10 protein-coding genes are annotated in these 15,053 nt (G+C 71.2%); 4 read left to right on the top strand and 6 right to left on the bottom strand.

The window, feature by feature from the left end:
- Window positions 1-30: 30 nt before the first annotated feature.
- The 4 genes from U9J39_RS01655 to U9J39_RS01640 form a co-directional block, all read right to left on the bottom strand.
- Window positions 31-621 (bottom strand): hypothetical protein, encoded by a 591-nt coding sequence (locus U9J39_RS01655; RefSeq protein ID WP_116313913.1) that lies wholly within the window; start codon window positions 619-621, stop codon window positions 31-33.
- Window positions 622-728: 107 nt separating this feature from the next.
- Window positions 729-1,484, bottom strand: a complete 756-nt coding sequence (locus tag U9J39_RS01650) for a hypothetical protein (RefSeq protein WP_326346371.1) — start codon at window positions 1,482-1,484, stop codon at window positions 729-731.
- A 217-nt stretch (window positions 1,485-1,701) separates the two neighbouring features.
- The gene (locus U9J39_RS01645; protein WP_240987769.1) at window positions 1,702-2,619 is read right to left on the bottom strand and encodes a sensor histidine kinase; all 918 of its coding nucleotides are present in this window, start codon (window positions 2,617-2,619) and stop codon (window positions 1,702-1,704) included.
- 159 nt (window positions 2,620-2,778) lie between these two features.
- The gene (locus U9J39_RS01640; protein ID WP_018005543.1) at window positions 2,779-4,179 is read right to left on the bottom strand and encodes a sigma-54-dependent transcriptional regulator; all 1,401 of its coding nucleotides are present in this window, start codon (window positions 4,177-4,179) and stop codon (window positions 2,779-2,781) included.
- Between the two features lie 383 nt (window positions 4,180-4,562).
- On the opposite strand from U9J39_RS01640, the gene U9J39_RS01635 reads away from it, so the two are divergent.
- Window positions 4,563-5,633, top strand: coding sequence for a sigma-54 interaction domain-containing protein (locus tag U9J39_RS01635; RefSeq protein ID WP_115714032.1), 1,071 nt, complete (start codon window positions 4,563-4,565; stop codon window positions 5,631-5,633).
- Here U9J39_RS01635 and U9J39_RS01630 read toward each other — a convergent pair.
- On the bottom strand, window positions 5,618-7,591 hold the full coding sequence (locus tag U9J39_RS01630) for a hybrid sensor histidine kinase/response regulator (RefSeq protein WP_326346527.1): 1,974 nt from the start codon (window positions 7,589-7,591) through the stop codon (window positions 5,618-5,620). The genes U9J39_RS01635 and U9J39_RS01630 overlap by 16 nt on opposite strands.
- A gap of 248 nt (window positions 7,592-7,839) precedes the next feature.
- Entirely contained in the window at window positions 7,840-8,844 is a 1,005-nt protein-coding gene (locus U9J39_RS01625; protein ID WP_115714034.1) for an SDR family oxidoreductase, read from the bottom strand.
- Window positions 8,845-9,134: 290 nt separating this feature from the next.
- On the opposite strand from U9J39_RS01625, the gene ligD reads away from it, so the two are divergent.
- The 3 genes from ligD to U9J39_RS01610 all read left to right on the top strand — a co-directional run bounded on the left by ligD (window position 9,135) and on the right by U9J39_RS01610 (window position 14,841).
- Window positions 9,135-11,945, top strand: coding sequence for a DNA ligase D (ligD, locus tag U9J39_RS01620; protein WP_326346370.1), 2,811 nt, complete (start codon window positions 9,135-9,137; stop codon window positions 11,943-11,945).
- 127 nt (window positions 11,946-12,072) lie between these two features.
- The gene (locus U9J39_RS01615) at window positions 12,073-12,474 is read left to right on the top strand and encodes a hypothetical protein (protein WP_115681919.1); all 402 of its coding nucleotides are present in this window, start codon (window positions 12,073-12,075) and stop codon (window positions 12,472-12,474) included.
- A 330-nt stretch (window positions 12,475-12,804) separates the two neighbouring features.
- Window positions 12,805-14,841 carry a hybrid sensor histidine kinase/response regulator gene (locus tag U9J39_RS01610; protein WP_115714036.1) on the top strand — a complete coding sequence of 679 codons (2,037 nt, stop codon included), beginning with the start codon at window positions 12,805-12,807 and terminating at the stop codon, window positions 14,839-14,841.
- Window positions 14,842-15,053 lie beyond the last annotated feature (212 nt).

Below are 15,053 nucleotides of genomic sequence, written 5' to 3'. Positions count from 1 at the left end.
GGGTTGGGGCGAAATGCGTAGCACGATGCGCTAGCGGCGTGCGCGCGTGTCGGCCGGCACCGGCGGTACCAGCGGATCGAAGTCGGCCCAGCGGCCATCGACCCACTCGCCGTCGGCGCGCTCGACATCCTTGGCGCCGCCCTGGCGCAACACGGTCGCGACCGTGTCCGCCGCGGCGGTGTCTGTGCCGGTCAGGTGCGCGGCCAGCACGACCCCGGCATTGCGCACCGGCGGCTGGCCGGTGCGCGGGTTGCGCCCGGCATGGCGCGCCAGTGCCAGCGCACCCGCGAGCGAGCCCAGGTAGGCACCCAGCCCGACCGCGAATACCAGCACCAGGATCGACAGCGGTGGCGTCGCGCCCAGCGCGGCGACCAGCGCCGCACCAACTGCGGCGCCCACGGCGGCGCCGATCAGCACCCCGCTGATGGCGCCCACGCCCGCCTTGCGCGCGCCGGCGTCCGCGGCGTGATCGCCGCCGATGGCATAGGCGGCGTGCTGCCCGGGCGGGTTCACGTAGAACAGGTTCAGGTCCTGGTCGGCAAACCCCTGCGCACGCAGCCGGCTTGCGGTGGTCTCGGCGGTGGCGAAGCTGTCGAAGCGGCCAGCGATGATGGCGGACATGGTGGCTCCTTTTCGTTCATCGATGTGTTCGGAACCGCGGCGGTGCTGGTGGCAGCCACGCCGCGGCGCTTGGACTCAAGGTGGACTAAAGGGGGCAGGCACGCTCCTCAGCGCTTGGCCGACTTGCCCGGCTTGGCGGACTTGGCCGCAGTCCTGGCCCCGGCCTTGCCCCCGGCCGCTGCTCCGGTCTTTGCGGCAGGCTTGGCTGCGCGCTTGGTAGCGGGCTTGGTAGCGGGCTTGCTAGCGGGCTTCGCAGCGGACTTGGCGGCAGGCTTGGCCGTCGCCGACCTGGTCGCAGCGGACCCGGTCATTGCGGACCTGGCCGTGGATTTGGCAGCTGTCCGGGTCGGCGGCTTGGCGCCCGGCATGTCGCTCGCCTTCGAACCCGCCTTCGCGCCCGCCTTCGCCCCCGTCTTTGCAGCAGGCTTGGCCGAGCGTCCCGGCTCCGCGGCTGCGCCCTTGCGCTGGCCGGCCGGCTTCGCGCCTACCGGCTGCTCCTGGCTGCCTTCCCTGAGCTTCCAGTCGACGTCGTCGCGCGCGGTCTGCGTCTTCTTCTCGGCGTGCATGGCAGCGCTGGGCGAGATCGGATCGCTGGCCGGGAAGGTCATCTCGAGCGAATCGTCGACGGCGGCCTGGTAGGTCTTGGCTTCCTTGCCGCGCGGCCGGGTGCCCGCGGCCGGCTTGCCGGCTGCGCCCTTGCCCGCGGACGGGCCGCTGCTGCGGGTGGCCGGCGCGCTGCCGGCACGCGCCGATGGCGTGGCCCTGGTGGACTGCGCGGACCGCGTGGCGGTCGCGGACTTCGCCCGGGACGGCTTCTGTGCAACCTGCTCGGCCTGGGCGGACTTGCGGCTGGCGTTGGGCATGGTTGTTCCCTCCTTGGTTTAGGGTGCTTGATCCATGCAAGGGGCGGGCCAGAAATTTGTCAGCGGCCTTGCACGCAGGCAGGCGCTGCGGCGCGCGTGTGAACGCAGCCATACCGTGGCGCGCGGCCACCGCGCGATGGCGCCGCGGGCAAGTGGTACGCGTAGCGTTGGCGCCGGCCGGGTAAAAACTACATCGATATCGGCGGCGGAGCCGCGTTCAGGCCTGGCGCATATGGCGCGGGAACCGGACCGCGATGCAGACGCTGACCTTGTCGCTGTCGCAGCCGTCGCTCTCCGCGCTCAGCACGGCGCCGTGCATTTCCACCATGCGCCGCGTCAGCAGCAGTGCGCTGCTTTGCCGGGACGGCGGCTCGCCCCCCTGCGGCGGACGGCGGCCGAAGAAGTCGGTCAGCGCCGCCAGCCGGCTGGCGCTGCGCTGCGAATCCAGCGGCGGGCTTTCGGTGATGCGCAGCTTGACGTAATCGGGCTCGCTGAACAGGTGCATGCTGACCGCGCCGCCGGTGGGGGCGCGCCAGATGCAGTGCACCAGCAGGTGCCGCAGCAACGGCCCCAGCCGCATGGCATCCCCGTCGATCCGGTAGGCGTCGGCATCCGCCGCGTCCGGAGCGGCGCCCGGCTCGGTCGAGGGGGTTGCCGCCTCCGCCCAGATCGCGGAGCCGTCCGCGCTCAGCGGCGACAGCAGCACGCCGCGCGCCTCGGCCGCATGGCGGCGGTCGGCAATTGCCTGCAGCGCCAGCGTGCGCAGGTCCAGCTGCTGCCAGCGGGGCGGGGTCTCGTCGGCCAGCAGCCGCACCCCCTCTTCCATTTCCTCGATCAGCGCCAGCTGTTGCTGCATGCCCGAGCGGATGCCGTCGAGCGCGCGCTGCGCCGGCGCCGGCGTGGTATCGAAGGCGCGGTCCAGCACGTAGGCCCAGCTCTGGATGGCGTTCAGCGACGAGCGCAGGTCATGCGCGGATTGCTCGATCAGCGTGCCGACCTCCCGCACGCTACGCACCGGCTGGACGCTGCCGTTGCCGGCCGCGGCCTGCGCGTTCGGCGCCTGCGCGTCGGACGGCTGCGCGGAATCTGGCTCAGAGTTGCCCGGCAAGCCGGACGGCGGAGATAGCTGCGTCATGTGCGGATCGGCCGCAACGGCCCGTAGACATGGCAGGCCGGATCGGCCGGAGACATTGCCCTGCTCGGAAGCAAGAAACGTGCTCCACGCGCCCATGCCGCCACCGGGGCCGCCGCGCGCACCCGCCATCCCCGTGGTCCCAAGCGATGGCGCACGCTGTCATCCGGTTGCGGACGGACCCGAGTCATTGCGCGAGGCGCGCAACCACTCTGGCAATTCGCCACGGGCGGCATAATCTTCCAGCCGGTTGTACAAAGTCTTCAGGCTGATGCCGAGGATTTCCGCCGCGTGCTTCTTGACCCCCGCGCACTGCTCCAGCGTGGCGAAGATCAGCTGGCGGTCGGCATCGGCCAGCGACATCCCCACCGGCACCGACACCACCGCCGCGCCCGGCGCCTGCGTGGCCGCGACCTGCAGCGGCACCTGGGCTTCGGTGATGAGGTCGTCGTCAGCCATGATGAAGGCGCGCTGCACGAAGTTGCGCAGCTCGCGCACGTTGCCGGGCCACGCGTGCAGGCGCAGGCTGTCGAGCACATTGGGCGCGAAGCGGCGCTGCACGCCCTGTTCGGCATTGAGCTGGTCCAGCATCATGTTGGCGATCTGGATTACGTCGTCGCCGCGCGCGCGCAGCGGCGGCAGCTCCACCGGGAAGACATTGAGCCGGTGGAACAGGTCGGCGCGCAGCTTGCCGTCGGCGACCGCTTCCTCGGGGTTGCGGTTGGTGGCGGCCAGCACGCGCACGTCGGCATGGCATTCGCGGTTGGTGCCGACCCGCATGAAGGTGCCGGTCTCGAGCACCCGCAGCAGCTTGACCTGCAGCTCGGCGGGCATCTCGGTGATTTCGTCCAGGAACAGCGTGCCGCCGTCGGCGCGCTCGAAATAGCCCTTGTGCTGGCGATCTGCCCCGGTAAAGCTGCCGCGCTCGTGGCCGAACATCTCGCTTTCGATCAGCGTGGGCGAGATCGCGCCGCAGTTGACCGCCAGGAACGGCTGGCGCCGCCGCGCCGACAGCTCGTGCACGGTCTGCGCGGCCAGCTCCTTGCCGGTGCCGCTTTCGCCGATCAGCAGCACGGTAGCCTCGGTGGGCGCCACGCGCGCGAGCTGGTCGTAGACCGCCTGCATCACCTCGGAGCTGCCCATCAGGCGCCCGAAGCGGCCGTAGCGGCGCAATTCGCCACGCAGCGAATGGATCTCGGCGCGCAACTCGCCGGTGGTGGCCAGGCGCTTGAGCACGGTCTGCAGGCGCGCGACGTTGATGGGCTTGACCAGGTAATCGGTGGCGCCGGCGCGCAGCGCTTCCACCGCGCTTTCCACGCTGGCGTAGCCGGTGGTCAGGATCACCTCGACGCCGGAAGCGCCGACCTCCTCGAACAGTTCCATGCCGTTGCCGTCGGGCAGGCGCAGGTCGGCCACGATGGCTTCCGGCATGCGCCAGCCGATCTGCAGCCGCGCTTCACGCAGCGTGCCGGCGGTGGCCGAGGTGAAGCCTTCCATGGCTACGATCTCGGCCAGCGCGGCGCATGCGTTTTCGTCGTCATCGACAATCAGGATGTGGGGCATACGATCCGTCAGTGAGACCTAATGGAAACTCAAGGCAAACCCCCGGGCGCTGCCTTCCGCAACCGCAACGCCGACCGGCACCGGGTCAGCGGAAATCCGCCGGCGCGCCTCATGCGTGACGCGTACGGCAGCCTTGGCAGGCACAGAAGGGCACGGCCCTGACTGCGGATTCTGGTCCGCGGGGGCGGGTCCACACTGCGTAATGCCAGTCTAAGCCTGGGCAGGCACGGTCGTTGCCGGTGTCCGTCTGACACAGCTGTCGGAACTTGCCGCGCAGGTGCGCGCCGCTATGGCAAGCCCCCACGCCAAAGGCTAGCATAGGAACTTCTCCCGGCAACCCGCCACCTGCAACCCTCGATCGGCCGATTTCGGGCCAGCAACCCGTGCCAGTGACCGCCAGCACTTCGCGGCGCAGCAACGCCGCCTCTTCCAGCCACGGCGCCAACCACGGCGCCGGCCACGCCGCCGGCACCGCGCCGGCCAGCGAACCCGCGCCGCGCCGCGCCGTGCCGTCGCAGGTGTCGCTGCTGTGGGAAAGCACCGCGCCCGCAATGCAACGCCTGCTGGCGCAGATCGAGCGCGTGGCGCCCACCGATGTCACCATGCTGGCCGTGGGGGAAAGCGGCTCGGGCAAGGAAGTGGTGGCGCGCGCGGTGCATGAACGCAGCGCCCGCCGCAACGGCCCCTTCATTGCCGTCAACTGCGGCGCGATCCAGCCCACGCTGATCGAATCCGAACTGTTCGGCCATGAAAAGGGCGGCTTTACCGGCGCCATCGAGCAGAAGGCGGGCTACTTCGAGCAGGCCCAGGGCGGCACGCTGTTTCTCGACGAAGTCACCGAGATGCCGCTGGAGATGCAGATCAAGCTGCTGCGGGTGCTGGAGGGCCGCACCTTCCACCGCGTCGGCGGCGATACGCTGATCGCCACCGACGTGCGCATCCTCGCGGCCACCAACCGCGACCCGGTGGAAGCCGTGCGCGGCGGCCAGCTGCGCGAGGACCTGCTGTACCGGCTGGCGGTGTTTCCCTTGCATATCCCGCCGCTGCGCGAGCGGCCCGACGATATCGTGCCGCTGGCACGCCACTTCCTGGCCGAGTACAACGCCATGGAGCGCACCGACAAGAGCTTCTCGGCAGGCTCGCTGGACCGCCTGGTGCGCTACGACTGGCCCGGCAATGTGCGCGAGCTGAAGAACGCGGTCTACCGCGCCTTTATCCTCGCCGACAAGGTGGTGGAGATCGGCAACCCCAACCTGGCCACGCAGGCGCCGCGGCCGACCACCGTCGACGGCGTGGTCAACGTGCGCGTCGGCACCACCCTGGCCGACACCCAGCGCGAGATCATCATGGCGACGCTGGCGCGCTTCGACGGCGACAAGCGCCAGGCCGCGCGCGCCCTCGGCATCAGCCTGAAGACGCTCTACAACCGGCTCGACGCCTACCGCTCCTTGTGAGGCCCCGCGGGTCTTGCCGGCACCGGCTCGGCCAGGGCCCGCGACAGGGCTTCGATCGACAGCGGCTTGGTCAGGTGCGCATCGAAGCCGGCCTGCCGGCTGCGGCGCTGGTCCTCGGCGGTGCCGCGCCCCGACAGCGCCAGGAACCGCACCGGGCGGCCGCGCAGGTCCTCGCGCAGCGCTTCCAGGACTTCATAGCCGGACATGTCGGGCATCTGCAGATCGAGCAGCACGCAGTCGGGCCGGAACGCCGCGGCCACGCCTACCGCCTGCTGGCCGCTGTGCACCGCCTGGGCCTCGTGGCCAAGCAGGGTCAGCAGTTCGGCCATGCTGTCGGCGGAGTCGGCATTGTCATCGACCACCAGCACGCGCCGGCACGGCGCCCTGCCCGGCGCCAGCGTGGCGGGCTCGGCCGGACGCGCGCTGGCGCGCGGCAGGATCACGGTGAAGGTGCTGCCCTTGCCCGCGCCCGCGCTGTCGGCCTGGATCGCGCCGCCATGCGCTTCGAGGATGGCCTTGGCCAGCGCCAGGCCGATGCCCAGCCCGCTGCGGCTGCCGGCATCGCTTTCCTGCGTGAACAGGTTGAAGATGCGGTCCAGCGCCGCGCGTTCCAGCCCGCGGCCGGTATCCGACACCGCGGTGATCACGCGCTCCGCCTCCACGCTGACCTGCACGCTGACGGTTCCCCCGCGCGGCGTGTACTTGGCGGCGTTGCTGAGCAGGTTCAGCAGCACCTGCCCGAGCCGCGCGGCATCGGCCCGCACAAAGGGCGAGACCTCCGGCAGCGCCACCACCAGTTGCTGGCCCGACGCTTCCAGCGTGGGACGGATCGCTTCCAGGCTGGTGGCGACCACTTCGTTATAGGACGTCGGCGTCAGCTCCATCTTGAGCTTGCCGGCGGTCACGCGGCCCACGTCGAGCAGGTCGTTGACCAGCCGCTCCACCTGGCGCAGCTGGCGCTCGATGATCTCGGCGCAGTGGCGCACGCGCGGCCCGGTGTCGGGGGTCAGCACGATCACTTCGACGGCATTGCGCACCGGCGCCAGCGGGTTGCGCAGCTCGTGGGCGAGGATGGCGAGGAAGGACTGCAGGCGGCGGTTGCCGGCATCGAGCATTTCCAGCCGCAGCGCATCGCTGAGGTCGCGCGCGGTCCACAGCAGGCATTCCGGGCAACCGGCCGCGTCGCGCACCAGCACCATGCGCGTGGCGCAGCGCATTACCGAGCCGTCCTTGCGCGCCAGCCGTTCTTCGCCAGCCCATTGGCCGCAGGCCCGTGCCGCCTCCAGCGCGGCCTGCGGGCGGCCCGCGGCGGCATCCTGGCGGGTATAGAGCCAGGCCAGCGGCCGGCCCGCCGCCTCTTCGGCGGTATGGCCGGCAAGCGCGTGCGCGCCGGCGTTCCAGCTGCGAATGGTGCCATCGAGAGAGAGTTCGCAGACCGCGGTGCAGGGCAGGTTCTCGGCCAGCAGGTGCAGCTTGTCGGCGGCCAGGCGCGCATGGTCGGCGGCGGCCTGCTGCACGGTGGTGTCGCGGCACGACACGATAAAGCCCGTGCCCGCCGCGCCATCGGGCAGGTCGGCCGCGTCCATGCAGCGCATGTCGCAGCTGGCCCGCAGCAGGCTGCCGTCGCGGCGCACGCGCCAGCCTTCGTCGCGCGCCTGGCCGCTGCGCGCGGCCGCATCCAGCCATTGCTGCGCCAGGCCCGCGGCGGCGTCCTCGGCACGGTGCAGCCGCGACACATGACTGCCTACGATCTCCGCGGCACTGTAGCCGAACAGCCGGCGTGCCGGTTCGGGCCACGCCACGATCACGCCATGCGCGTCGAGCTCGAACACCGCACAATCCTCCACCGCGTCAAGCAGGCGGCGATATCGTTGCGCCAAATGCAGGGCGTCGCCCTCCGGCGCCAAGCCGCCGCACGATTCCACGAGGGTCGAGCGAACTTCCGTTGCCGCTTGCATCCCGGTCATGATCACATTCGGTAGATGGGATTGTCGACGGTCTGGCCTGCGTAGCGTGCAGCCACGGCCGGCGCAGAGGCACAGCGCCAAATGCCCGCGAGGCGCGGGCATTCAAGTCAATAATAGGCGCTCGCTGCCCTTGCGCCACCCGATATCGCGGCGCAAGCGACGCACGCCGCGTTGCGGGGAGTCCGAGAACGGCGGCCGCCGCACGCATGCCGTCTGCGGCGGCGGGCGGCGCAGCGGCGCTAGCGGCGGCGCAGCTGGACCATCGCCGCGACCGCGGCCGAGGCCCCGACCACCAGTGCGGTGGTCAGCATGGGGTAGCGCGCGGTGGTGGTGTACGGGCAGGAATGCAGCGCGGCGTGGGTGCCGGTGCGCTCCTGCAGGCCGCTGCCGCTGCCGTAGAGCGCGTTGTCCTCGAGCGGGCCGGCCGGATGGCGGGTCTGCTGGGCGCGGCCCATGAAGCGGCGCATGAAGCGGTCGAAGGTGTGCGGCGCATGGTACGCGGCAGCCGAGAAGGCCTTGGCCGCGGCGCCCACGAACAGCTCGCGGCGCGGGTTTTCCGCGGCGAACAGGATCGCGTCGGCGGCCAGGGCCGGGTCGTACAGCGGCGGCGGCAGGCGCGGCTCGACGTCGAGGAAGTTCTTGGCGTGCATGGCCAGCGGGGTTTCCAGGCCGGCGGGCTTGATCAGCGTCACGCTGACCGGGGCCTGCTCCTGCTCCAGCTCCAGCCGCAGCGAATCGGTGAAGCCCTTGATCGCATGCTGCGAGGCCGAGTAGGCGCTCTGCAGCGGCATCGGGCCGTCGGCCGCCTCGCTGCCCATGTTGATGATGGCGCCGCCATGCTCGCGCAGGTGTGCCGCGGCCGCCAGCGAGCCATGCACGGTGCCCCAGTAGTTGGTGTCGAACAGCCGCCGCTGGTCTTCCAGCGGCACATCGCAATGGCGTCCGAAGATGGTCACGCCGGCGTTGTTGATCCAGGTGTCGAAGCCGCCGAAGCGCTCGATCGCGGCATGCGCCACCTTGCCGATCTCATCGTGCCGGCCCACATCCGCGACCACGGTGATCACTTCGGTACCCTGCTCGCGCAATTCTTCCGCCAGCTGGTGCAGCGACCCCTCGCTGCGCGCCACCAGCACCAGGCGTGCGCCCTGCTGCGCCGCCTTGCGCGCGGTGACCAGCCCAACGCCGCTGCTGGCGCCGGTCAGCACGATGACCTGCGAGCTGATTCTCTTCAAGGTGGGTTTCATCTGCCGCGTCCTCCAGTGGGGAGTCCCGGCCCTGCGCCGGGCGTATCGGTGGAAAGTCGCAAGGAGCGTTCCCGTCGCGGGCCCGCCGTGACCGCGGCGGCGGGGCATGACGTCCACGGCAGATTTACAACGCCTGGTAAGAACCACATGGCGCTGGGGGCGCATCGCGGCGATGACCGCTACCGCGCCGTTCCTGGTTGCTTGCTCTGTGCAGGATGTAGGACGGGCGCCGATTTCAGCGCGGCCATGTGCTGCCTAAGCTGGATGCATCCACGCAACCGGCGACCGCCATGGCCAAGACCACTTCGCAGGACTCGCGCGCACCGCGCGCCGCTGGCAAGCGTGCGGCGAAGCCTGCCGCCAGGACGGGCAGCAAGCCCGCCAGGACGACCTCGGCGAAGCCCGCCACCAAGCCCGGCACCAAGCCCGGCACCAAGCGCGCCGCCAGCGCCCGCCCCGCGGCACGCGGCGCGGCACCGGCTCCAGTCACGCCCGCGGCGCTCGAAAAATACCGCCGCATGCGCGACTTCGGCGCCACGCCCGAGCCCAGCGGCGCCGCTGCCCGCGCCGCAGCGCGCAAGCGTGCCGCGGCGTTGTCGTTCGTGATCCAGAAGCATGCGGCACGGCGGCTGCACTACGACTTCCGTCTGGAGCTGGGCGGCACGCTGAAGAGCTGGGCCGTGCCCAAGGGGCCCAGCCTGGACCCCGCCGACAAGCGCATGGCGGTCCATGTGGAAGACCATCCGATGGACTACGCCGGCTTCGAGGGCGTGATTCCCGCCGGGCACTATGGCGCCGGCACGGTGATCGTCTGGGACCGCGGCACCTGGGTCCCGGTGGGCGATCCCGAGGCGGGCTATCGCAGCGGCAAGCTCAAGTTCGAGCTGCGCGGCGAAAAGCTGCACGGGCACTGGACCCTGGTGCGCATGCACGGCAGCCGGCAGAAGGAGCAGGACGCCTGGCTGCTGATCAAGGAACGCGACGACGCCGCGGTGCCGGCGTCGGAGTTCGACGTGGTCGAGGCCCTGCCCGACAGCGTGCTGGGCGGCACCCAGCGCAAGCCCGCGGCCAGGCGCGCCGGCGCCGGCAAGGCAGCCGCGGCCGAAACGGCTACACCGGCCGCGCACGATGCCATGCGCGCGCTGAAGCCACCGCCCGGCGCAACGCGCGCGGCGCTGCCGCTGGCGCTGGCGCCGCAACTGGCGACGCTGGTCGAGAAACCGCCGCCCGACGCCGCGGCCTGGCGCTACGAGATCAAGTTCGACGGCTACCGGCTGCTGGCGCGCGTCGACGGCAAGGACGTGCGGCTGTTCACGCGCCAGGGCCATGACTGGACCAGCAAGCTGCGCGCGCTGGCGCGCGATGTCGGCGCGCTGGGCCTGCCCGACGGCTGGCTCGACGGCGAGATCGTGGTGCTCGGCAAGCACGGCGAGACCGATTTCCAGGCCTTGCAGAATGCCTTCGATACCTCGCGCGCCGAAGCCATCCAGTACTTTGTCTTCGACCTGCCCTACTTTGCCGGCCATGACCTGCGCAAGGTGGCGCTGGTGGAGCGCCGCGCGCTGCTGCGCCGGATCTTCGGGCACAACGTCTCGCCGCGCCTGCAGTTCAGCGAAGACTTCGAAGCCAGCCCCGGCGACATGCTGGACGCGGCGTGCCGCATGAAGCTGGAAGGCGTGATCGGCAAGCGCGCCGACTCCGCCTACGTCAGCGCGCGCAGCAATACGTGGATCAAGCTCAAATGCACCTTGCGCCAGGAATTCGTGGTGGCGGGCTTCACCGATCCCAAGGGCAGCCGCACCGGCATCGGCTCGCTGCTGCTGGGCGTGCACGACAGCGGCGGACGGTTGCGCTATGCGGGCAATGTCGGCACGGGCTTCGACACCCGCACGCTCGACGAGCTGCGCGCGCAACTGGATGCGCTGCGTGCCGATGCGTCGCCGTTCCACACGCTGCCGGCCGGCGTGCGCGGGCATTGGGTCAAGCCCACGCTGGTGGCCGAAGTTTCGTTCGGCAGCTGGACCCGCGAAGGCCGCGTGCGCCATGCGGTGTTCCATGGCCTGCGCACCGACAAGCCCGCCGGCGCGGTCTCGGTGGAGCAGCCGGCGGCGCCCGCTGGCAAAGGCAAGGCGGCAGCCACGACGCGGGACAAGCCAGCAGCCAGGCCTGAGTCCAGGCCAAAGGCGGGCGCGGCCAAGCGCCAGACCGCGGTGGGCGGCAAGGTCTCGATCAGCCACGCCGAGCGCGTGATCGACGCCGACTCGGGCCTGACCAAGGGCGACCTGGTGCGCTACTACGAACGCGCCGCGCCGCTGATGCTGCCGCACCTGCGCGGACGCCCGATCGCGATGGTGCGCGCGCCATCCGGCGTGGGTGGCGAGCAGTTCTTCCAGCGCCATAGCGACACGCTGCGCGTGGACGGCCTCAACGTGCTGGACCCCGGCCTGTGGCCGGGACATCCCGCCCTGCTGGAGATCGCCTCGGCCGAGGCACTGGTGGCGGCGGCCCAGCTCAACGTGGTGGAGTTCCATACCTGGAACGCGAGCAAGCGCAGCATCGACCGGCCCAACCGCATCATCTTCGACCTCGACCCCGGCGAAGGCGTGCCGTGGACACAGGTGCAGGAAGCGGCCGCGCTGATGAAGGCGCTGCTGGACGAGCTGGGGCTGGCCAGCTTCCTCAAGACCAGCGGCGGCAAGGGCCTGCACGTGGTGGTGCCGGTCACGCCGCGGGCGGGCTGGGACGAGCTGAAGGATTTCGCGCGCGACGTGGTGCTGCATGCGGCCGCGACGCTGCCGCAGCGCTTCGTCGCCAAGAGCGGCGCGCGCAACCGGGTCGGCAAGATTTTCATCGATTACCTGCGCAACGGCATGGGCGCGACCACGGTGGCCGCATTCTCGGCACGCGCGCGGCCCGGGCTGGGGGTATCGATTCCGGTGGCGTGGGAGGAGCTGGACACATTGACCAGCGCCGCGCAGTGGACCGTCGCCAACGTCGAAGCCCGGCTGGACGCGCTGGAGGCGGCAGACCCGTGGGCGGACTACGCCGGCACCCGGCAGGCCATCACGCGCGCCGCGGCACGCCTGGCGCGCGCCGGATAGCCCCTGTGCCGGGGCTGTCGTTGCCCGTGGCCGGCGGCACATTTCTTGCCCCTTGGTGACGAGCGTGTCCCGGCGATATCCCTGTTGCGAATCACGCCAGGACGGCAACACCCAACGGAGACAGACCATGGCCCCACTGAAGATTCTCGCGAACCTGCGCGCCGCCGGCAGCACCGGCGCGGCCCCGCGCAACCGCCGCGGCCTGCGCCGGCTGCTGGTGTCCTGCGCCATGCTGTCCTGCGCGGCAGCCCCGGTGCAGGCCAAGCTGCCGCCGCCCACGCCGGAGCAGCAGCAGGCCGCCGAAGCCAAGAAGGCCAAGGAAGCCGAAACCGCCAAGCAGCAAGCCGACGCGCTGGCCGTGGTGCAGGACCGCATTGCCGCGCGCTTTGGCAAGGGCACCGATTACAAGGGCTGGACCGAGCCGGGCAAGATCCCGCAGAAGGCCGCCGAAGCGCCGCGCTCCACCGGCCCGCAAGGCGGCACCTCGCCCAGCGCCGAGGCCCACAGCGGCGAGGCGGCGCGCCGCTAGCCCGCACGGCACTCTCGGGTCAGTCACGCCGGTCCGGACGGCGGTATGCCGCGCCGTGCCCTCCTCGCTGTCCGCGACGTTGCCCAGCCGGCACGCGTCTTGCCACTGCGAAGCGGAACGGCTCGCGCAAAACACCGCGGCCACGTTGATCAACAAGGGGACGGCGATGATCTGGGGGATGGGGGATTGCAGGATTTGCAAAGGCAGTACGGGCCACCGTGGTAAGTCTTACACGCGGCGCGCGCAGACCAGCGCGGTTTTACACGACACGGCCGCGCGGAGTTGCCCGTCATTGCGGGTGCGCACTGGCGCGCCGCGCAGGGTGCAGTCATGAAGCCGCAAGCCAACCGCGCCCCGCTGATCCTGAACGTCGAGGATCGCGAAGGGCCGCGCTACGTCAAGAGCCGCATCCTGCATCGCGGCGGCTTTTCCGTGATCGAGGCGGTCACCGGCCATTCGGCGCTGTCGCTGGTGCGCCAGCACGCGCCATCGCTGGTGCTGCTGTCGGCAAGGCTGCCCGATATCAGCGGCCTGGAAGTGTGCCGCCTGCTGAAAGAAGATCCGCAGACCGCGCGCACGCTGGTGCTGCTGACCTCGCCCGGGCTGGCCCAGTCGCGGCAGCGCGTGGAGGCGCTGAACTGTGGCGCCGACGGCTACCTGGTCGAGCCCGCCGAACCCGAGGAAGTGCTGTCCAGCATCCAGGCGCTGCTGCGCCTGCGCGGCGCCGAAGACGCCTTCCACCGCACCTCGCGCGCCCTGCACGAGCATGAAGACATGTTCCGCCAGCTCGCCGAATCGCTGGCCGACGTGGTGTGGATCCTCGATCCGTCGACGCGGCGGCTGCTGTTCGCCAGTTCCTCGCTGGCGACCATCTGCGGCCACTCGGCCGAGCAGTTGATGGACGACCCGCGCCTGTGCCTGCAGCGCGTCGCGCCGGCCGACCGCGCGCACGTGGAAGCCGCCGTGGAGAGCATGCTGCGCGACGGCAGCATGGACCTCGAATTCGCGGTGGCCCTGCCCAGCGGCGAGATGCGCGAAGTCCGCGCGCGCGCCTTCCCCATGCGCAGCCGTGGCGGCGCCGACGACACCGACACCGCGCAGGCCGGTGCCGTCGGCCAGCCGCTGCGCGTTGCCGGGATCTGCCAGGACGTGACGCTGCAGAACCGCGCCGGGCGCACCTTGCGCGACGAGGAACGCCGCAAGGACCAGTTCCTGGCGATGCTGGCGCATGAGCTGCGCAACCCGCTGGCACCGCTGCGCAGCGCCGCAGACCTGCTGCAGCAGCTCGCGCCCACGCGCGAAGACATGTTCCGCGCGCGCGACATCATCGGCCGGCAGGTGCATCACCTGACCCGGCTGGTCGACGAGCTGCTCGATATCTCGCGCTTCAACCAGGGCCGCATCACGCTGCGGCAAGACCTGGTCGAGCTGCGCACCGCGCTCAATACCGCGGTGGAAGCCGTGCGTCCGGTGCTCGACGCCTATCGGCACACGCTGCGGCTGTCGCTGCCGGAGCAGCCGCTGCCGATACGCGGCGACCTGGTGCGCCTGACGCAGATCTTCAGCAACCTGCTGCAAAACGCGGCCGCGTACACCCCCGCCGGCGGCATGATCTCGGTCGAAGCCGGCTTCGACGAGAGCACGCCGGAGACCGTGCCGGATGCGGTCTCCGGCGGGCAAGTCACGGTGCGCGTGCGCGATAACGGCACCGGCCTGTCCGCAGCACTGCAGCGGCAACTGTTCGATCCGCTGGCCCCGCCCGACCCGGCCAGGGAGAACGACGCCCCCACGGAGGCACCGCACAGCGCCTTCCCGCATGACGGGCCGGGCATCGGCCTGACACTGGTGCAAAAGCTGGTGCAGCTGCACGGCGGCACCATCCGCGCCTTCAGCGCCGGCCCCGGCCAGGGCAGCACCTTCACCGTGAGGCTGCCGGTCGAGCCGTGGCAGAACTGGCATCCCGGTTCCGGCAAGGCCGGCCCGCGGCGCAGCGTGCCGCGCCGCATCCTGGTGGTGGACGACAACGTCGACGCGCTCGAGGCCATGACGATGGCGCTGCAGGCCATGGGGCACACCGTGGTGACCGCGCCCGACGGCCCCAGCGCGCTGGCGCGCGCCAGCGACGCGCGTCCGGACCTGGTGCTGCTGGACCTGGGCATGCCGGCCATGGACGGCTTTGAAACCGTGCGCCGCTTGCGCGCGCTGCCCGAGCTGCGCGGCGCCAAACTGGTCGCGCTGACCGGCTTCGGCCAGCCCGAGGACCGCCGCCGCGCGCTGGCCGCGGGATTCGACCAGCACCTGGTCAAGCCCGCCGACCTGGACGCGCTGACGCGGCTGCTCGATGAGCTCGACCAGGAGCGCGCCTAGCGCCATGCCCGCGCCGGCCGGAGCCTTCACCCAGGATTCAACCAGGAGCTATCCGTGCATACCACGCCCGATCCCGACATCCCGCCCCGTGAGCCCGAAGTCCCGCCGCCGGAGCCGCCGCCCGGCCCGCCCCAACCCGTGGAAGACCCCCCTCCGGGCGACATGCCGCCACCGCCGCCGCAACGCGCCGGCGCCCGTGGCAAAGGAGCGAT

Origin of the sequence: Cupriavidus sp. SS-3 (genome assembly GCF_035818815.1) — a bacterium.
Lineage (GTDB): Bacteria > Pseudomonadota > Gammaproteobacteria > Burkholderiales > Burkholderiaceae > Cupriavidus > Cupriavidus taiwanensis_C.
The sequence above is the reverse complement of the archived record's forward strand: the minus strand, read 5'-3'. Positions and strand labels throughout refer to the sequence as shown.

Excerpts from the sequence above, each read along its gene's own strand:
- ligD (WP_326346370.1), top strand. The coding sequence starts at position 9,135 with ATGGCCAAGACCACTTCGCAGGACTCGCGCGCACCGCGCGCCGCTGGC.
- U9J39_RS01630 (WP_326346527.1), bottom strand. The coding sequence starts at position 7,591 with ATGCAAGCGGCAACGGAAGTTCGCTCGACCCTCGTGGAATCGTGCGGC.
- U9J39_RS01655 (WP_116313913.1), bottom strand. The coding sequence starts at position 621 with ATGTCCGCCATCATCGCTGGCCGCTTCGACAGCTTCGCCACCGCCGAG.
- U9J39_RS01625 (WP_115714034.1), bottom strand. The coding sequence starts at position 8,844 with ATGAAACCCACCTTGAAGAGAATCAGCTCGCAGGTCATCGTGCTGACC.
- U9J39_RS01650 (WP_326346371.1), bottom strand. The coding sequence starts at position 1,484 with ATGCCCAACGCCAGCCGCAAGTCCGCCCAGGCCGAGCAGGTTGCACAG.
- U9J39_RS01640 (WP_018005543.1), bottom strand. The coding sequence starts at position 4,179 with ATGCCCCACATCCTGATTGTCGATGACGACGAAAACGCATGCGCCGCG.
- U9J39_RS01645 (WP_240987769.1), bottom strand. The coding sequence starts at position 2,619 with ATGACGCAGCTATCTCCGCCGTCCGGCTTGCCGGGCAACTCTGAGCCA.
- U9J39_RS01615 (WP_115681919.1), top strand. The coding sequence starts at position 12,073 with ATGGCCCCACTGAAGATTCTCGCGAACCTGCGCGCCGCCGGCAGCACC.
- U9J39_RS01610 (WP_115714036.1), top strand. The coding sequence starts at position 12,805 with ATGAAGCCGCAAGCCAACCGCGCCCCGCTGATCCTGAACGTCGAGGAT.